Here is a 19,034-nt window from a genome sequence, read left to right as displayed (position 1 = left end):
TGGAATTTGTGTTCAGGAAAGCCGCGCGTTAGCGTGGCGCGGGGCCGGCGTTGCAGGCGTAATTGAAAAGCGATTCGCCGATGCTGCCCTTAACCGGGGTGGTGGCCGGCTGCGGCTCCTGCACCTCGGCGAACACGCCGCCCTTGCCGAAGCGGCCGACGAAGCCTTTGTTGCGCAACAGCCGGGTGGTGCGCCGGCCGCAGTCGCTCTCATACAGCGACACCGCCGACTTCATGCCGTTGCCGCCCTGCTCGCCCAAGTCCATCAGCGTCCTGAGCATGACAACCGCGCCTTCGCGCCGGACGCTGTCCGGATCGGCATACAGGGCCGACGTAGCGTCGCGTCCTACCAGCGTCCAGCCAGGAGGAGCTGTCGGGGCTGTCGGGGCTGTCGGGGCTGTCAGGGCTGTCGGGGCTGTCGGGGCTGCCGGGACAGGCGCGCCTCCGCTCGACTGCGCAGGCCGCGTTGCCGGGCCTGCCTGGGGCCCGTCCGCACGGGGCTCCATGGAAGCCTTGCGCGCCACGGCGATGACTTCGCCCTCTGGCGTGGCCAGGACCAGTTGCGTGATCCGTACCGGCTGGTAACCCGCGGCCGCATAGATCTCCAGCGGCATGTAGCGAATCTCCGTGCCGCGCAGCACGCGGTATTTGCCCGCAGGTTCGGCCACCGCAAACATCAGGTACTTGTCGCGGTCATGCCGCAACTGGCGCGCCAGGACCTGGTCCTCGACCGGGAAGAAACGCAGGAAGGGGTCGTTCTGGTCCTCATTCACAGCGTGCAGGCAGGCCGTCCTGAACGAATCCCGCGGACCGACATCGAAGGTCCCGGCGCAGTGATAGGTCGGCCCGGCATTGAGAGAAGCCCGCTTGTTCATCTCCAGCGCAATGGGATAACGCGCGCGTGCGAAATCGTAGTCCATCCAGCGCACCTTGACCGGAATCAGGTAGGCGCGGGCCTGCCGCAGCGCCGCGATACGCCCGTCGAGGAAGCTGCGCCAGAGCGGCATCGCCTCCTGGCGGACGAACTCGTCGCGGTCGCCGAGCCGATCCCTCAGCCGGGCTTCCGGACGCGGGACATTGGTATGCCGATCGCCGCGCGCCAGCACCCGGGGATTGTAGGCCGCGCCGGTCGCGGCATGGTGCAGCAGCGGGGTATTGATGTCGTCCATGAAGACCACACCGTTCGCCTCGAGGTCGGCAAGGTGCCCGGGGGCGGCTTCCTGGGCGTGTGCCAGGCCGCTGAGGGTCAGTGCCAGCACGACTGCGATCGAGGTCGAGGTCAAGGTTTCAATCTTTAACATGGTCTTGGGGGTCGAAGCCGTAGGTCAGGTTGAACAGCAGGCGGGTCCGTATCGCTTCGTTCACGGGGAAGAACAGTCCCTGCCCTACCGCGACACCGTGCAGCGTTCGGGCCATGGCCCATGCCCTCCAAGGAGCATGGTCGGAATGCGCGATCCTGTTTTCGAGAAGGAGATAGCCCGGGCTGCGGGTAAATTCATTATCGAGATAGCAAAGCGAGATGGTGCCGGCGACGGCCATCGCTACGATGCCCGCCATGACGCGCCCGATGTATCGACTCCCGTCAGCGCTTTGCCGCAATGCGACGCTGCTGAGCATGCACGCCAGCTTGGTCATGTGCGTCAGCGCCCCGAGCAGCGAGAAAAGCAGGGCCAGCGGCGGGACGATGACGGCTTGCGCGGCCTCGCGTCCCTGTTTCTCGTAGCGGCCGCCATTGCCGAGCTGCGCGCCGTCGGCTTCATAGGCGATCCACTGCTTCCTGAATTGCAGCTCCACGGCCGGGTCGAACACGATGCGGCGGAATGCCTCGCCGGTCGGGTAGCGCGGCTGCACCACGACGTTGCGCGGCAGTCGCAAACCCTCGCGCAGTTCGGCCTGTACGGCCGGATGGGCCAGAAACTGCTCCCAGCCGAGGCCAAGCGGCACCGCGCCGCCATTGATCCTGACCGCGCGCGTATCGAGCCGCCTGCCGGCCGCGTCCTGCGCCTTGCGCGCCACCGCTTGGCGGAACCCGTCCTCGTCGCCCAGGTCCCAGTCATCCGGGACGGGCACCCGCGCGCGGACTTTCGCACGCACGCGATCCTGCGCGTCATAGGGAACGGTATAGGGCGACCACCCGCGGCGCCCGAGGTCGCGCAGGTACTGCGCCCATGCCTTGTCCTGCTCCGCCCTGATGGACTGCGCGAGCCTTGCCTGCACCTTTGTGTGGTCGGCCCGGTCATAGTCGCGCCAGCGCGCATGCGTCTTCTCGATCGCCTTCCGGTAACCCGCATAGTAGGCGGCGGCCCCGCCCATCTCCTGTTCCACCAGGCGCCGCACCTGACGCTTCTTTTCGGGCGCGAACGCGGACTCGAGCGACGCCATCGATCCGGCAAACAGAGGGAACAGCGCCAGGAATGCCTTCCCTTCGGGCTTGCTCGCCACCTCGTCGGCGCTGGAGAGGCCACCAAGGCGAACCACGCCGTCGACCATGGCTGCTTTGGCCAATACTGCCGTCATGCTTGCGCGCCGGAACTCGCCGCTGCTGCGGTCGACAAGGCGCTCCGCCAGGTCTTCGAGCGAGTTGGATACGCCCACAGCCGCCGCGCCGCACAGCGCAGTGGTCGCGATCCAGTAACCGAAGGCCCCCATGCCATGAGTGAACGCGCGAACGCGGCGGCGGAAATACACGGCCAGCTGGAGCAGCAGCAACGCAACGGCGGCCCCCGACAACGCGCGCCCGTGGTTCTCCAGATGATGTACCTCGTCGAGGCTCACGTGCCCGCCCAGGGCATCGACCAGGCGGGCATTGAAGCCAAGCTCCAGGGCGAGATAGGCGGCGGTAAGGATCGCCAGCCAGATAGTTGCGCGGGTCGACATCAGCGGTTCAGGTACATGGTGCGCGGCGCCTGTTCTTTACGCTCGAAATCGAGCTCGGCGCGCGGCAGTGTGGAAACGCGGCGTGCCGGCTTTCCATCGACGGCGGCAGAGCCGACGGCGGCATGGGCGGCATTGGTGCCCGAACCGGGCGGCTTGCCGCCCGGTTCGTCCCGGACGACAGAGTCGGCCGGCGCAACCCGGGCGGGCACCACAGCCACCGGGATGGTCCGCCCCCCGCTGCCGACTGTTGCGCTGGCCGAGACGGGCGCCATCCTCGGGGCGAGGTCGCCGTACAGCAGGCGCCCGCCGGAAAACTGGTAGCGGGTCGTCCTCGTACCTGTCGACACGTCGAAATTCGCAAGGTCGCCGCTGATGGAGGCCACCGGGGGCGCCTTGCAATCGCCGAGGTCCCAAGCGCGTACCTCAGCGCCTCTTACCGCCAGCAAATGCATCTTGTGGCGGCAGTTTGACTCCGACTTGTCGAGCACGATCAGGGTGAAGCCATCTACCTCCTGGGTCGATCGGAAGCGCACCGCGGTCGCCTTGTCGATCTCGACGACCCGGGAGTAGGCGCCGAGCCTGAGCGAGAAACGCCGGTCGAGCTCGCGCAACGACGCCGCACTGCCGTCTGGCAGTACGAATTCCTCGACCGTACGGCCGAACAGTGCTGCATTGTCGATCGCCAGGCGCATGTCGCGTCCGGGCGTACCCTGCACCGCGCAACCGGTTGCAGTCGCGGCAAGGAGCGTAAGGGCGGGCAAAACGAAGTTCATCCGGGTCATGTCATGCGGTTCCTGCAGGGTTGACACATGCCGTCGCCCACGCATGGGTGGACGGCAGCTTTCTTGTAAAACGTCCGGTCGCGCCGAAATTGAATTCGTCACGCATGTTCGGCGCCAGGGCTCATCGCGCGGCGGGCGCGCCCGGGGGCGCCCGCAGGATCTCGAGCAGCGACCGCGCAGCATCCTGAGCCGCTCCCTCGCCCCCGCTTTCCAGCGCGAGCTGCGCCAGGTCCAGCCTGGCGCGCGGATAATTCGCGATGGCAGCCTGTTCCAGCCAGCGGCGACTTTCGCGCACGTCGCGTGCCGTGCCATGCGCGCGGTAATACATCTCGCCGATCTCGGCTTGCGCCACCGGAAAGCCGGCCTGGGCCGCCCGGCGAAGCCAACGCCATCCCGCCGTATTGTTGGCGCGCAGCCGTGTGGCCGATCCGCCGTCGGCAAGCCGGACCCGGTCCACGCCGTCGCGCAGCGCGATGCCGAGTACGGTCTGTGCGAGCACGCTGCCGCCGCTCGCCACGTGCACCAGGGCCGGGATTTCGTCCGGCGTCAGGTGGCGTACCCGCTGCCTGATTTCCCAGTCAACCTGCTGCCATTCGTCCGCGCTCATCTGCCGGTACCACTGTCGGCTGACATCATGGGCTCCCAGGCCACGGCTGCCCGACGGCTCACGGCTTCCTACGCTCGCAACATCCGGCGCCACATTCGGCGCGGCGTGCTTCCCGACATGGACCGCTCCAGCCAGGGACGATTCATACCAGGGAATCTGATCGTCGAGGGTCTTGCGCCTTACCTCCTGCCCTACCTTGCGAAAAATGATCTCAAGCTCCTGGTCCGACCCCTGGAGAGCCTGCGCAAGCGTCGCGGTGTAAAGGCTATTGGGCCCCTTGCCGTCGGCGGCCAGCTGGCCGGGCGAGGTCGAATAAGCAATGAAACTACCGCGCGGAGCCTGAATCCTCGATAGGCCGAGGTTGCGCAGGCTGCGATAGCGGACAGCGCCCAGGGGCTGGAACGGATTGTTGCGGCAGGCGTCGAGAACGACGATGTTGACCGTCGACCGGGCCTGCGAGAGGCGTTCGAGCATGTTCTTGAGCGGATACGCACGAAGGCGCGCGCCATGCTCGCCCGTCACCGGCATGTCCACGGGGGTCAGGTAGCTCGCGCCACCAATCTGCATGCCGTGTCCCGCGTAATAGACAAAGGCCGTCGCGCCTGCCGGTATCCGCGCGGTAAAGTCGGCGACCGTCCGGGTCAGCCGGTCTCGATCGAGGTCATAGGCTTCGACCACGGCGAATCCGAGGCTCGCCAGTGTCCTGGCCATCAGGCGTGCGTCGTTGCCCGCGTTTGCCAGCGCGTTGCCCGCTCCATATCGCGCATTACCCATCACCAAGGCCACCTTCGCCCCCCCGGCGGTGGCAGGCAAAGTGCCGCCGACGAAAGAGACCAGGCACACGGCGCAGAGGACGAGTGCGCGCATCATTCGATACAAGGATGGCTGTCGGGTACGACAAGGTCAGCCCGCTCGACCAGCGGACCGCCGGCCAGCGCCTCCGCCAACTGGCCGGCGTCGCTACCCGCTTCCGGCAACACCCAGATCTCCCCGTCTTCGGATGGACCTTGCACTACCGTCGCGCCTACGCGCCGCAAAGCCAGTACGACCTCGGCATAGGGCGCATCCGTGCGGAACACGATGCGCACGCGCGGCGCGCAGGCATCCGTGCCAGGCGTTCGCGTTCCACTCCGATAAACCGCCGGGTCGTCCGCCGGCGAATGGTGCACGCCCAGAATCCACGCGCCCTGAACTGCGGCCAGGGCCATCATGGCGAAAGTCCAGGCCGGCCGGACCAGCCTTGCACCCAGCCTCTCGTACAGGTCGCGCCACCCGGCGCGCCCGGCTGTTCGGCCCTGCCCGGCGGCAGCGGTGCGAAGCTCCTGCGCCAGCCTCCCATACAGCGCCTGGTAGGCGCGTCGTGGATCGTCTTCTGCGCCCAGGGGCGTGCCGGTGACTACCGGAATACGTCCGTCGAGGTCCCAGGCGCCGATGCGACCCGGCCGGGAAGCAAGCCATGTCCGGTCGGCGCGCCGCGCTTCGGCGAGGTGCATGACTGCCCCAAGCGCTTGCGGCGACAAGCTGCCAAGTATCGCTTCGTCGCCGCGCAATTGGCACACCACCGGGTTCCATGCCTGCACCATCGCGGCCTCGGGCGCGATCGCGCCATCCTCCTCCTGCAACACCAGGTCGCGGTCGGCAGCGTAGTCGGACTCCTGGGCAACCATCCAGCCGCTCCAACGTGTTCCCCCGACGCAGGCCCCGAGAAGAACCGCAAAGCTGCGGCCGAACTGGCGCGATGGACCGTGCGGCAAGGCGATGCAGTCGAGCCTCCGGATCTGGCCCACTGCGGGCGCCTGGGGAGGGTGCGCAGCGTCCGCAGCGATGCGGCGGCGCACCATGTCAACCAGGAAGGCCGGCATATCGGCATGGCAGACTGCGATAGCCGCAGGAACCGATGCCGCCGCGCCATCGTCATGCGGGCGATCGGCTTTGCCGAACAGGTCGGCCTCGATCATCGCAAGCGGCGGATAGAGAAGAGGCCTCACGCGGCTCTCCGCAATTGCGAGCGCACGCGTTCGCACAACAGGACGAGCAGGGCCGCGATCTCTTCACGCCAGTCGGATTCGAGCCGCGCCCCGACATCGGTCAACCAACGCCCTATCCTGGTGTGCCCGTAGCCCCGGTAAGTCTCGCCCTTGCTGCGCGTAATACCAAGCTTTCGCGCCTTGAAATGGAAGGCCGTGCCTATCTCCATGCGCCTTGCAATAGACGAAATCGGTTCCCTGTCCTGCGACTCCACGCAGGTGTTGTACGCGAGATAGGCGGCTTCGGCCTGATCAAGCTTTCCGAGGAGCTCATCGGCGCGAAGCATCGCTTCGCGTATATCGATGCCGGCTTCCCTCAACAGCCTTTCATGGGCCGGGATGTCGGGCGCCGCAGGCTCGTGTGATCCGAGTCCGTCCAACGATGTGGTGGCCGTCGGCTCGCTCAAGAGGTCCAGTGCAAAGCGCTTGAAGTAGGCGTGCAAGGCATGGGCGTGTAGTAAAGGGCCTGCCTTTGTCGTCGCGGCATTGAGGAAGACCTTGTCCTGAAAAAAAATATTGACGAGATCTCGGCGTTTGGCGCCATCCGCGAATTCGGCCGGCAGGCGAGTACGCATCAGGAGAGGCACCAGCAGCCGATAGAACTCCGTCCACTCGGTTTCGTTCAATCCACTGGCACGTCGATTCCAGAATTCGACGATCTTGTCCTGGTCACTCATAGGTACGGCTTGCTTGCACTCGGCATTACCTTCAGTCGGGCGGTGATGTTGTTGTTTTGAAACGAAATCGAGGATAGCTTAGCGGCGAAGTTTTGTACATGGGCAATCGATACCTTTAGTCAATGTGCATAAATGTCGCTAGCCAAACGACCCTCCCCTTCCGCGGCATTCTTTTTTTCTTAAAAAAAAATTGAGATCGGGCGTTTTGGGTGAAGGCGCGTGCAGAGGGGTTATCGCAATAATTGGAGAGAATCTGAGCCGTGACTACAGTTATCATGTTGATATTACCAATAAGCAAGTTATGCCTTGCTGGTGTGACCGGCGCTAAGTTGCTCAATTCAGGAGAATAAATATGCGAAACATCGAAGCGTCTTACAGCAAGTCCGTGGGGCCTAACGGCGTTACACTCAAGATCACTCCGGCCACTTCCCCAGACGCCGGCTTTTCGATCGCACGCCTGCTACTGTGCACGATTCCCGCCTGGATCTTCGCTTCGCTCGTCGGTGCCGTCATCACCACGATTGCCGGCTCGCTTCTCTCGATGCTTGGCATCGGTCTGAACGGGTTCTTGGTGACGCTTTATACGGTACCTGTCGCGGCCGCATTCTTTTATGGATGGTACAAGTCGTATCGGTGGTTCAGCCGCTGGTTCCTGCGTAAGCAGACTGAGGGACGGCACGCCTATGACGTCGAGTTGCTGGTCAATACCCAGGGTGTCACGGTTGTCGGTTCGAAAAAATTTTTTCACGCCGACGATATTCATCGCTTTGTCATTAAAAACGCATTCGACAACACCTATGAACTGCCGATGACCGGCTATGTTGCCACCGGTAGCGCGATGGCGGTGGGCACTGCCGTGGCCGCCAATGCGATGACCAACGCAGTTGCAGCCGTGGCCAACAACAAGCGGCGCGCCATGGCGCGCATCAGCTATTTCGTCACGATCGAGGCGGGCGGCGTTTCGCACAAAATCGCCGGCGGCTTGACGGATGTGTGCGCAAACGGTGTGATGACCGACATCAGCCGGGCTTTGGGCAACGAAATCGCCTGATGTTTGCGCGCAACGAGCGAGAATCGTGTTCGGTTTCTTGAAAAGAGCGGCGCCGTCGCCGGAACAGCAGGCCAGCGGGCTCGCCGCTGCGATGCTTCCGGTCTGGCGCACCCTGCTCGACAGCCTGGAGGCAGTTTCCGGTCCTGTAGCGCGTCCATACGAAGCAGGCATCTTTATTTGCTCGGTCGCGCTGGTACAACTTGGCACACGGCGCCGGCACGTGGCGGAACTGGGGAACGAGTTCGCCGCGCACTGGCTGCTACAGGTCGAATACCTTGTCGCGGACACAGGTGGTCCGCAAGCAGAAGCGCTAAATGCCCTGCTGTTTGAGCGCCATCCTGTCTACAAGGCGCTCATGAGCCAGATCGAATCCTCACCGGTGCAGCTCGCACTGATGCTGGTCGAGCACTGCAACGGACAGGATATGACCGACCGGATCGTGCAGATCATGCCGGCGGTGCCAGCAATCGAGCAGGTCATGGCAGACATTGCCCTGGGAGTGCAGATGCATGTGCGGTCCTGAAGAGCCGTGCGCGATGCGATAACACTGCGCCTGCTTGTAGATGATGCGTTAGCCGACTGCCCGACCGACGCATCGTGCGTGGATCGCCTCAGTTCTTTTAGACACCCGAGGGCAGCTGGAAATACTGCTTTTAAAAAAGCCCCTGAAATCAGGGGCTTAGGATCACGTTGTGCGAATTATCGCTGAGCTGTGAATTCCACACTCGATGATCGATCGATGAGCCGACCCATTGAAGAGATGAGAGTTTCATCACCTCCAACCGGATCACTACCATAGTCGATACCATTCAAGCGAACCGGCTCGACTTTAGTCTCGTACCACCCGGCGAAAACGGTCACAATGCCATGATGCAATTCCGCCCTGCCGCTTTGGCCTTGTAGAGAGCTTCATCCGCACGTTTAAGCAGATCTTCCCAGCCGAGGTGTACATCCGACATATGGGCAAGACCGATACTGATCGTTACCTGCACGGTAGCATCACCTTCAGCGACCTCGGCCGCTGCTACAGCTTGTCTTATGCGTTCGGCGCATTGCCAAGCCGCCTCTTGCGAAGCATGAGGAAAGATGCAGAAGAACTCCTCCCCTCCCAGTCGGCCACAACGATCGGTCTCGCGGAGTGAGTCCTGGACAGCCTGCGCTACTGCTTTCAGTACCTGGTCGCCGGTCTGATGCCCGTATGTGTCGTTGACCCGTTTGAAATGATCGATGTCCAACATGGCGAACGCGAGATTCGTGCGGTAGCGCCGGGCAGTGGAAAAGGCCCGCGCAGCTTCCTGCATCAACCACGCGCGATTATGAAGATTGGTGAGCGGATCATGCGTGGCATCCCATATCAGCTTTGCTTCGACTGACATAGCCTGATGGCGAAGCAGCAGTGCGATCCGCATCTGAACGAATGCCACCGCAGCTGCCGAGCCATACAGCAGCGCACCCCGAACGAACTCAGGCAATGTGCACCGCATCGCCATGCATAGAAGGAAAAGCAGAGCCGGAGGCGTGATTACCAACACGAAATTAGCTGTTCCATTCGCAATAAACGGAACCAGGAACAAGCCAATGATGATGCCGCCTATCCCGTGGACCAATCCCCCGTCGAGCTGTGCGCTCGCCAGGATCACTCCACCGGAAAGCATCCAGTGTGCCCATGCTGCGCGGTGGTGTGCCGACCAATTGGGAATGATTGGCCAGAACGCAAAGGCGGCCAGCCCCGCAAAAACCACGCGGGTCGTTCCTGACTGCAGCGCATGCGCCGGATCCAAGGACAGATCCCAAACAGAGTACACAACAAGGAGAATCGCGAGCACGGGACCGAGCCGGGGGAGGAAATGCGTCAAGTCGGCTTCGGCACGTTGCTGCAACGGCAGCGTCGAAGGCTGCTCACGCTCGAGAAGAAGGTCCATACCGGGTACGCGGATAAGAAACCTCACAAGCATAACAAGTTACCAGACAGAACATTACCTTTCTGTAAATATATTTAAAAAAGCTGTCTTGTATTAAGAACTGAAGCGTTACCGCCCTTGGCAGCGGTTTTAGCTACGCCGTTTAGCCGTCTTATTTTGCGGACAATTGATCTACATCAATTTTTAGAATAAGAATCATTCTCATTTGACTTAGAATGTTTCTATCGATACTCATTTGATGGAGCATTCATGTCCCCTGTTCCCCTCCCCTACACTGGCATCGCCGTCGCGCTCAGTACACTGTTCAGCCTTAGCTCCGTCGCCACTGCCGCAGCGCCCCCTTCGATCGCAACCGTTGTCGTCACGGCCGCAGGTTTCGAACAAGCGTCCCGTGAAGCGCCCGCATCGGTGTCGATCCTGACGCGCGAGAAGCTGATCCAGGAACGCTTCGCCAACCTGACGCAGGCGCTGGAAAGCCTTGAAGGGGTCGATGTCGGTGCCGCTGCGGACAAGACGGGCGGCATGCAGGTCGCTATCCGCGGCATGCCGAGCGACTACACACTGATCATGATCGACGGTCGCCGCCAGAACGCTGCGGGAAACGTCACTCCCAACGGTTTCACCGGCACCCAGACCAGCTTCATGCCCCCACTGGGCGCGATCGAACGCATCGAGGTCATCCGCGGTCCCATGTCCACGCTGCATGGGTCGGACGCAATGGGCGGGGTGGTGAACATCATCACGCGCAAGGCCGGCAAACGCTGGATGGCCTCGCTATCGGGCGATTACACGGTCCAGGAAGACGAACGTTTCGGCGACCAGCATTCGGCCAGGTTCTACCTGAGCGGTCCGCTGCGCGAGGACCTGCTCGGACTTTCCGTGCGCGGCAGCACGCTGCGCCGGGCCGCGGCAGACATCCATTACCTGAAACAGGATGGCACCCAGGCCAGTCCCGCGATGGGCGCCAATCCGGTAAGGTCCGAAGTAGACAACCTGGGCCTGCGGCTGGCATTCACGCCAAACAGCCAGCATACGGTAATGCTCGATGCCGACAGTGCCCGCCAGCGTTATGACAACTCGCGTGGCCAACTGGGAACGCTCGGCATGCGCGGCGGCTACGGCCCGGAACAGGAATACACGCGCGACCAGCTTGCCCTCTCCTATCGGGCGCGGACGGCGTATGGCACCTGGGACAGCAGCTACATGGTCAACCGGACGGAGACGCTCGGACGCACCATCCCCCCGGGCACGCCTGGGGCTGCGGCAGGCAGCGCGCGCCAGCTACGGGCGGAAAGCAAGGTGCTCGATACGAAGTTCGTGCTTCCGTGGGCAAGCCACCGGTCCACGATCGGCGCACAGTGGTGGGACGCGGCCATGCGTGACGGCGTGGCTCCACGAGGTTTCGCCTTCGACCAGAAAGCGCTGTTCGTGGAAGACGAGTGGCGCTTGCTCGACGATGTGACCCTGACGCTTGGTACCCGCTACGATCGGCACAGCGTCTTCGGCGGGGAATTCAGTCCGCGGATCTACGCAGTGTGGCTGGCGACGCCGCACTGGACCGTCAAGGGAGGGGTCAGCAAAGGGTACAAGACACCGCGCGTCGAGCAGCTCGCCCCGGGCATCGTCGGTTTCGGCGGCCAGGGCACGATTCCACTGGTCGGCAGTCCAGGCCTGCGCCCGGAAACCAGTATTGCCACCGAGCTGGGCGTATATTTCGACAACCAGGCCGGTCTGGTGGCGAACGCGACGGTGTTTCATAACCGCTTCGAGGACAAGATCACCAGCGGCACCGGCCTGCCCAACTGCAGTTACGCCCAGGCGCCGAACCGCCCGGGCTGTCTCGACATCGGCCACTGGCCGTCTGCGGACGCTTTTGGCCAATCTGTGAATGTGGAAAAGGCGGATACGCGCGGCCTGGAGCTGGCTGCGGGTTTCCCCTTGAGCAGGTCGGTGTCCGCGAACCTGAACTACACCTATACCCACAGCGAGCAGAAAAATGGCCGTAACGCGGGCATGCCCCTGACCGACACGCCACGCCATGCGGCCAATGCGCGCCTGGGCTGGAACGTCTCGGCCGCGGGGAAGGCTTGGGTACGCGCCGAGCTGCGCAGCGACCGCTTCCGCGATCCGGGCACCTCGGCCGACACCCGCGCCGCGAAGGCCGCGCTCGGCGACTATCGCGGCTATGCACTCCTGCACCTGGGCGGGAGCTACCAGATCAGCAGGAAGATTTCGCTCAATGCCGCCATCTACAATCTTCTCGGTCGTGATTTCGTCGACTACCAGCCCTACCGCAGCTCGGCCAGCGCTGCGCCCACCTACGGCAACCGTTTCGTCAACAGCCAGGAGGGCCGGCGCCTCTGGCTCGCCATGAACGCGGACTTCCGATGATGCCAGGCCGGACGGTAGTACCGTCCGGCGCGGAACGCATCATTTGCTTGGGTTCAGGTATGTCCTGATCGCCGGCCCCAAAAGACGTTCCAGATCGATCAGGTAAACCTCGCTCCCTTCGCGCCATATGCATCCCACGAGATATGCAGGGCACCAGTCGGCCAGCGCCCGCTCCGGTACGCAAATCTCGGCATAGTCGACGCTGACCTGTTCCTTGATGCAGTCGACTACCAGGGCAAACCGGCGACGCTGGACCTGCGCGATCACCAGCTGGGCTCCCGTCAGCGCTGTCCCCCTGCTCGGGGGAGAACGGTAGTCGACAAGGGGAATGATGCGGCTTTCGTAGAACATCACAAGACCCCTGCCAAAGCGCACGGGAGCATGCGTGTCTGCCAGATCCAGCAGGTCACAGAGACTGGCCGCATCAAACGCCAGTTCTGCACCCAGCGCCTGGACCCGTAGAAACCGCATCGGCGCAAACATCGCGGAATACGTCAGGTTCGGGTCGGCGTTGTCGAATGAGCGCATGAATGAAGGGGAAAGATAGCGAAACAAGACCGGTTCGCGGGTTCAGGGTTGGCGCAAGCGCAGGAAGAGCCGTAATGCCCCGCCAAGGTCGCGGATCAGCAGGAACATGGCCAGCATCATGAAGAGCCCAGCCGGCCTGGCGAGAATGGCGGGTGCCAATGGGGACGCCAGCAGCAGGCCAAGCGCAACCACGTGCCAGCGCAACTGACGCAGCGCCCGCGCCTCTTCCACGATCGACTTCACACCCGGCACCCGCTCGCGCCCGAGGCGGGCATCGCACTGCAAGTGATACCAGACAAGGAACGGTACGATCTTGTAGAGCATTCCGTTAACGGCCGACATGCCGAAGCCGGCAATGACCAGCACTCCGGTCAGCAGCGCGCGCTGGTCGCGCTCGAACGGGAGGAAATGCACGAGAATCGCCAGCGCCAGACAACCCATGGCCAGGCTCCAGTAACAGGTGCCGATGTCGGCCTTCCGCTTGCGCCTGTAGAAGAACAGGAGCGTGGTTGCGACGTACTTCGCCAGCAGCGCGCCCACGCCAATCTCGGCCGCCAGTTGCAAGCTGGGCACGTCCAGCAGCGCTGCGGCGCTCCAGGCGAGCAGCAGCGCGAACAACACTGCCGGCATGCCTTGTTCCAGCGAACGCGGGTAGGCTGGCGTGCCCTGGAACATGGGAATCACCTGGAAAGACACCGCGGCGGTCAAGGCCACGATCCATCCAACCAGACCCCAGGATGCGTGAACGTCGGTAAACAGCACCACGTCCAGCGTACCGAGACCGGCCAGGACCATGGCCAGCGCACCGCCCAGGCCCATCGTCACGGCCAGCCCGGAGATTGCCAGGCGCACGCCCGCAACGAGCGGCTCTGCGGCCGGCACGATCCGGTGCGAGATCGCCGCTCCCACCGCAACCAGCACGACCAATCCGGACAGCCCGAGCATGCTGGCGGCCGCCACATAGAATCCGGGGCTCAACCCGAAACCGAGGGCGCAGGCCAGCACGACGGTGCCTCCTGCCAGACCGGTCCAGGACAACGCGGCCACGGGGCGGGCCAGCGCAATCGCCGTTCCGGCGACGACCGGAAGGATCTGAAACAGCGCCCCGACGATCGTCATCGTCAGGAAACCGAGGGTCAACAGGTGGGTCATGGCAAGTGTGACCGGCGTCCAGCGCGAGGCCAGCGCTGCTTCGCCCTGCCACATCAGCAAGAACGCCGCGGCAAAGACAAAACAGGGAGCAGTGAGCAGAAACGGCAAGGGCACCCAGATCGAAGGCATTGCGCCATAGTTCAGTGTTCGCTGCATGGTCTTTTTTGGATGGACAAGTCGAACCTGCCGTCGTCGCGGGCAGTCAGCCGGTGGCAATAACCGTGGCGCTCGAGCACTCGGTACAAGGGGAAGGGTTCGCGGTCGATCAGGACCTGCAAGCCTGTGCCCGGCCCGAGTGCCGACAGGGCATCGAGGATCTGCTCCATCGGTTCGGGTGGAAGCAACCCGGAAACATCGAGAAATGCTGCAGCGGAAGTGGATGCGCTCATGAGGTGGATTCCTTGATACAAGGGGCAAGAGTGGCTTGGTGCCGGTCCGGCGCCGGTGTCCTGGCCGTGGCCAGCAGCTCGGCCAGACTCAGCCGATTCAGCTCGGCAAGGTAAGCCTCGGTTGCCTGGGCGAGAGACCAACGCAGGAGACAGGCGGTGCCGAAGGGGCAGCCGGCAGCGTCGCCGCCTCCGAAGCACTGCGCCATGTGAAAATTGGGTTCGGTGCGGCGGACGACCTCGCCCAGGCGAATGTCGCGCGGATCCTGGGCCAGCCAGATGCCCCCGCTGCGGCCACGGACGGTCATGATCACGCCGACCTCCGCCAGTTCGTTGACGACCTTGGCCAGGTGATTGCGCGACATGCCGTACTGCCTGGCCACCTCGTCGATCGTCGCCATCCGTCCGTAGCGGGCGCCCAGATACATCAGGAGGCGCAAGGCATGGTCGGTGAATTCGGTCAGCCGCATGGCGTCACCTCAGGATCGCAGTTTGAAGTCGATGACGACATCGCCGACGGCGCGGCGATGGTAGACGACATTGACGCGCTCGCCAAAGATGTCTTCGATTTCGTTGAGCAGCGGGACCGGGTCGTGGTCGTTGCAGAACCTCATCGATTCGCCGGGCAACAGGGTATGCAGCGCCCCAAAGATGGCCGCATGGCGGAAGCGGCGGTCAACGCCCCGGGCGTCGAACAGATAGGTTCGGCCCGGAACAGCCGGGGTGGAACGATCGTGTGACATGTCGTACTCCTTTCGTGGATGTGACCGGCCGCGGCGGCGGCCGGGTTGCGTGCTTCAGGCCCGCGCCACCACCGTGCCGGTGCCGGCCCGTGGTTCATGCTTGCCGCGCATCAGGCGCAGTGCAAAGAGGCTGAGGTACAGGATGCCGATGGCAAAGACGATGTCGCCCGGCACCCGCAGCCACACCATGGTCTCCATGAAGTTCGAATGGACCACTTCGGCCGAGCGGGCGTACCACATGCCCTTCGTGATGCTGGCATGGGCCTGATAGACGCCGGCCGGGACCAGGGACATGAAGACCATCATCGACAGGCCGATGTTGAGCAGCCAGAAAGTCGGACGCAGCAGCGCATCGGCCCAGCCGATGCCGGCGCTCAGTCCGCGCAGGCAGAACAGCATCAGGCCGATGCCGAGCATCCCGTACACGCCGAACAGGGCTGCATGACCATGCGCTGCGGTCATGTTCAGGCCCTGCATGTAATACAGTGCGATCGGGGTGTTGATCGAGAAGCCGAGCAGTCCGGCGCCGACTGTATTCCAGAAACCGACGGCGATGAAGCACAGGATCGCCCATTTGTAATTGCGCACCCAGGGCGCTGCCTTGGTGCGCTGGTAGTTGCGATACGCTTCGATGCCGATCAGCGACAGCGGCACCACTTCGAGCGCCGAGAACATCGAGCCGATGGCGATCACCGAGGTCGGGGTGCCGGTGAAATACAGGTGGTGCAGCGTGCCGAGGATGCCGCCGAACAGGAACACGATGGTCTCGAGCACGATTGCGCTATTGGCGGAAGCAGCGCGGATCAGGCCCAGGCGGGTGAACAGCAGCGCGATCACGGCGGTGGCGAACACTTCGAAGAAGCCTTCCACCCAGAGGTGCACCAGCCACCAGCGCCAGTATTCGACCATCGAGTAATGCGTGCCGCGGTCCCAGGTCAGCGAGGTGGCGTAGAAACCACCGATGCAGACCGCCGCAAGGAACACCATGGCGATCAGGCCGCGACTTTCGGACGGCTTGCGCAGCGCCGGCCACAGGCCGCGGCCGAGCAGGAAGGCCCAGAACAGGAGGCCGACGAACAGCAGCACCTGCCATACCCGGCCCATGCTGGTGAACTCCAGGCCCTGGTTGCCGATCCAGAACGAGTAATCAAGGCCGGCGGCGCGCAGCGTGCCGAGCCAGCCGGTGGCGGTCGAGCCGACCACGATGAACAGCAGCGCATAGAACAGCACGTTGACGCCCAGTTTCTGGTACTTCGGCTCGTATCCCGAGATGGCGGGCGCGATGTACAGCCCGGTCGCCAGCCAGGCGGTGGCAATCCACAGCACGGCAAACTGGGTATGGATGGTGCGGCTGACCGTGAACGGCAGGATGTCGCCGATCGGCAGGCCGAAGAAGCTGCTGCCCTCGACCGCGTAGTGCGCGGTAATGACGCCCATGCCGACCTGGGCCAGGATCAGCCCGACCACGACGAAGAAGTACTTGCGGGTGGCGCGCATCGATGGCGTGATGCGCAGGGAGGCCAAGGGGTCGCTCCTGGGCGCCGGCGGATCTTCCTCTTCCTTGTGCTTGCCATGGACAAACACCATGCCCGCAATCGCACCGATCATCAGGATGACGCTGGCGATCGACCAGATGCCGGCGCCCGCGGTCGGCGTATTGCCCGCCAGCGGCTCATGCGGCCAGTTGCTGGTATAGCTCAGGCCCGGCTGGCCCGGACGGTCGGCCGCTGCCGACCAGGACGACCAGAAGAAAAAACCGGTCAGGGCCGTACGGTCAGCCTCGACCGGAAGCGAGCCGGTCTTCATCGCATATTGCTCGCGCAGCGCGTCGAAGCGGCCGTCGCTGCCGAACAGGCCGGCGTAATGACGCGCCACCTGGCGCACTGCTTCGGCGCGCAGATCGGACAGCACCAGGGCGCCGGTCTGCGGATCGTAGGTATTCCTGCGCAACTCCTCGCGCACGGCGGCGTCGACATGGCCTTTCCTGGCGGCGTCGAGGTCGGCGTATGGACGCCTGAAATCGCGTGCGGCCAGCGCTGCCTGCAGCGCCAGTGCCTCGCGGTGCAGCCAGTCGGCCGACCAGTCCGGCGCCAGGTAGCTGCCGTGGCCCCAGACGCTGCCCAGCTGTTGTCCGCCGGCGGCCAACCAGGCCTGCTGGCCATGCTGGATCTGCGGCCCTTCGTAGAGCACCTGACCTTTCGAATCGGTCACGGTGAGCGGTATCGGCGGCGCCTCGAGGTAGATCTCCCTGCCGACCCAGCCGAGTACGGAAAACGAGATCACACAGATGATGGCCAGCCATGTCCAGAGTTTGCGTGTGGCTTGCATGACATTGTCCTTGTGAAGGTGAATGGAACGCTTTTGCGTTTTTCCCTCCGGTATCGTAGGTCTCGGCATCAAATGATGCAAACAACATGCATCTTTTCGATAGCTTAGTTCAAGAATTCGGAACAGGTGCCTTGCGCATGGGGTGCCGGCGGATTGAGACCGACGCAACGGGGCTCCACATCGAGATCGACCTGTACGGCCGCGCGGCGTGCAGGGCGTATGCCGGTCTGCCACGCCGCCCGCCGGCTTCGTTCAAGAAAGGGACAAAGGACACTTTCTGGCCCGCGGGCCTCGATGCGCTTCGGTCGACAGCCCGGCAGCGCCCCCCTGGGGCGCCCGCCCGGCCTGGGCATCATCCTGTACTCAGCCTTCGCGTCCGTCGACGCGTGGCCGCATCAGATAGGGGCCATACACCACGCAGAACAGCGCGAAGGCCAGACTCCAGCACACCGTGGCCACCACCAGGCCCCATTCGCGCAGCCCGGCATCGCCCAGTGCCGCTGCCAGGCGCGCCAGCACCCCGGCCTGTAGCAGCAGGTACATCGCGGTCTCTGCCTTTCCTGCCTTGAGCATGCGGCCGGTATGGCCGAGCGTGGTGCGAGTGATCATGCCGATGATCAGTCCCCCCATCGCCCCCACCGCCAGCAGATGTACCGCGGCGCTGTGCGGCGCCACGCCGAAGCAGGCCAGCGCCAGCACTCCGAAACCGACCGGAATCCAGGCGAAGGACAGGTGCAGGACCCACAGCAGCGGTTGACGCAGCGTACACAGCGGCTTCCACCCGGCCATGCGCAGGGCCTGGGCCGCCGCCGTGGCCAGCGCCAGCAGTCCCAGCGGTACCGACAGCGGCAGCACGGCCCAGGCCAGGCCGGTGGCCGCGGTCAGCACCAGGCTGGCTTTCTCGAGACGGGGATGGGAAGTGGTGCGCACTCCGCGCACGGCATTGGCGGTAAAGTTCGGAATCACCCGCCCGCCCAGCACCGATTCGATCACGATGATGGCCACGATTGCCGCGTACAGCGGCTGCATCGGCGATACCGCGAGCAGGCCCGAGACGCTGGCATGGAAGGCGGCGTTGGCCAGGGCCAGGATCGCCAGCAAGACCACCATGATCAGGTTGCGCGTATTGCCCGCGCGCCGGATCACGCGGTACAGGGGCAGCGTCGCCAGCGGCAGGAAGGCCAGGTCGACCGCGGCCGCCAGCGGCGGGGGCAGCGCGACCATTGCAGCGCGACCGGCCAGCCACAGTCCGGCCAGCGCGGCGAGATGCCGGCCGCGCGGCGTCCACAGGCCGGTCCAGTTGCGTCCCGCCGTGTACAGGAAGCCGATGACGATGGCGATCACGAAGCCGAACAGCATTTCGTGCATGTGCCACAGGAGGTTCAGGCGCGGAGACGCGATCCAGCCCAGGGCCGCTGCCGTCCAGGCTGGGACGGCCACGCCCGCGAAGGCGGCGCCGAGCAGATAGAAGGGACGGAAGCCCAGGGCCAGGAAAGGATGGTCCTGCAAGGAGCCCCTCACTCGAGGGGCGGCCGGGTCTTCGATGCGCAGCAGTGACATGATG

General features: G+C 64.0%; 17 protein-coding genes. 3 read left to right on the top strand and 14 right to left on the bottom strand.

Translation table 11 applies throughout. The features are described 5' to 3' along the window. Positions 1-28: 28 nt before the first annotated feature. From MA09_RS24960 to MA09_RS00155, 6 genes are all read right to left on the bottom strand, one after another. Positions 29-1,300: a surface-adhesin E family protein gene (locus MA09_RS24960; protein ID WP_152594503.1), complete on the bottom strand. Its 1,272-nt coding sequence runs from the start codon at positions 1,298-1,300 to the stop codon at positions 29-31. After that, positions 1,287-2,876, bottom strand: a complete 1,590-nt coding sequence (locus MA09_RS00175) for a hypothetical protein (protein WP_036244217.1) — start codon at positions 2,874-2,876, stop codon at positions 1,287-1,289. The genes MA09_RS24960 and MA09_RS00175 overlap by 14 nt, the downstream gene beginning before the upstream one ends. Further along, positions 2,876-3,658 (bottom strand): hypothetical protein, encoded by a 783-nt coding sequence (locus MA09_RS00170; RefSeq protein WP_152594502.1) that lies wholly within the window; start codon positions 3,656-3,658, stop codon positions 2,876-2,878. Before MA09_RS00170 ends, MA09_RS00175 begins: the two co-directional genes overlap by 1 nt. A 121-nt stretch (positions 3,659-3,779) precedes the next feature. Continuing rightward, the gene (locus MA09_RS23495) at positions 3,780-5,135 is read right to left on the bottom strand and encodes a caspase family protein (RefSeq protein WP_081897332.1); all 1,356 of its coding nucleotides are present in this window, start codon (positions 5,133-5,135) and stop codon (positions 3,780-3,782) included. Beyond that, positions 5,132-6,253 carry a hypothetical protein gene (locus MA09_RS00160; protein WP_152594501.1) on the bottom strand — a complete coding sequence of 374 codons (1,122 nt, stop codon included), beginning with the start codon at positions 6,251-6,253 and terminating at the stop codon, positions 5,132-5,134. The genes MA09_RS23495 and MA09_RS00160 overlap by 4 nt, the downstream gene beginning before the upstream one ends. Then, positions 6,250-6,969, bottom strand: a complete 720-nt coding sequence (locus MA09_RS00155) for a hypothetical protein (RefSeq protein WP_036244214.1) — start codon at positions 6,967-6,969, stop codon at positions 6,250-6,252. Before MA09_RS00155 ends, MA09_RS00160 begins: the two co-directional genes overlap by 4 nt. 352 nt (positions 6,970-7,321) lie before the next feature. Between MA09_RS00155 and MA09_RS00150 the strand changes: the two genes are divergently transcribed. Both MA09_RS00150 and MA09_RS00145 read left to right on the top strand, forming a co-directional pair. Further along, entirely contained in the window at positions 7,322-8,020 is a 699-nt protein-coding gene (locus MA09_RS00150; protein WP_036244212.1) for a hypothetical protein, read from the top strand. A gap of 25 nt (positions 8,021-8,045) precedes the next feature. Beyond that, complete coding sequence (locus MA09_RS00145; RefSeq protein WP_036244211.1) at positions 8,046-8,543, top strand: hypothetical protein; 498 nt, start codon at positions 8,046-8,048, stop codon at positions 8,541-8,543. Between the two features lie 334 nt (positions 8,544-8,877). Here MA09_RS00145 and MA09_RS23490 read toward each other — a convergent pair whose 3' ends face one another. Beyond that, on the bottom strand, positions 8,878-9,942 hold the full coding sequence (locus MA09_RS23490; RefSeq protein ID WP_161783180.1) for a diguanylate cyclase: 1,065 nt from the start codon (positions 9,940-9,942) through the stop codon (positions 8,878-8,880). 249 nt (positions 9,943-10,191) lie between these two features. On the opposite strand from MA09_RS23490, the gene MA09_RS00135 reads away from it, so the two are divergent. Next, a complete protein-coding gene (locus MA09_RS00135) occupies positions 10,192-12,333 on the top strand; it encodes a TonB-dependent receptor domain-containing protein (RefSeq protein WP_051933043.1) in 2,142 nt (713 codons plus the stop codon). A 39-nt stretch (positions 12,334-12,372) separates the two neighbouring features. On the opposite strand, the gene MA09_RS00130 is transcribed toward MA09_RS00135, so the two are convergent. From MA09_RS00130 to MA09_RS00100, 7 genes are all read right to left on the bottom strand, one after another. After that, a complete protein-coding gene (locus tag MA09_RS00130; RefSeq protein WP_036244209.1) occupies positions 12,373-12,888 on the bottom strand; it encodes a chemotaxis protein CheW in 516 nt (171 codons plus the stop codon). 15 nt (positions 12,889-12,903) lie between these two features. Further along, entirely contained in the window at positions 12,904-14,169 is a 1,266-nt protein-coding gene (locus tag MA09_RS00125) for a hypothetical protein (RefSeq protein WP_036244208.1), read from the bottom strand. Then, entirely contained in the window at positions 14,154-14,402 is a 249-nt protein-coding gene (locus tag MA09_RS00120) for a DUF2249 domain-containing protein (RefSeq protein ID WP_036244206.1), read from the bottom strand. The genes MA09_RS00125 and MA09_RS00120 overlap by 16 nt, the downstream gene beginning before the upstream one ends. Next, entirely contained in the window at positions 14,399-14,869 is a 471-nt protein-coding gene (locus MA09_RS00115) for an Rrf2 family transcriptional regulator (RefSeq protein ID WP_036244205.1), read from the bottom strand. The genes MA09_RS00120 and MA09_RS00115 overlap by 4 nt, the downstream gene beginning before the upstream one ends. A 9-nt stretch (positions 14,870-14,878) precedes the next feature. Continuing rightward, positions 14,879-15,142 carry a DUF2249 domain-containing protein gene (locus tag MA09_RS00110; protein ID WP_036244204.1) on the bottom strand — a complete coding sequence of 88 codons (264 nt, stop codon included), beginning with the start codon at positions 15,140-15,142 and terminating at the stop codon, positions 14,879-14,881. Positions 15,143-15,196: 54 nt separating this feature from the next. Beyond that, positions 15,197-17,470, bottom strand: coding sequence for a nitric-oxide reductase large subunit (locus tag MA09_RS00105; protein ID WP_036244203.1), 2,274 nt, complete (start codon positions 17,468-17,470; stop codon positions 15,197-15,199). A gap of 363 nt (positions 17,471-17,833) precedes the next feature. After that, the gene (locus MA09_RS00100; RefSeq protein WP_036244202.1) at positions 17,834-19,030 is read right to left on the bottom strand and encodes an NnrS family protein; all 1,197 of its coding nucleotides are present in this window, start codon (positions 19,028-19,030) and stop codon (positions 17,834-17,836) included. Positions 19,031-19,034 lie beyond the last annotated feature (4 nt).

The organism is Massilia sp. BSC265 (genome assembly GCF_000740675.1).
Classification (GTDB): Bacteria; Pseudomonadota; Gammaproteobacteria; order Burkholderiales; family Burkholderiaceae_D; genus Telluria.
Note: the sequence above shows the minus strand (reverse complement) of the source record. Positions and strands in the feature narration are given on the sequence as shown.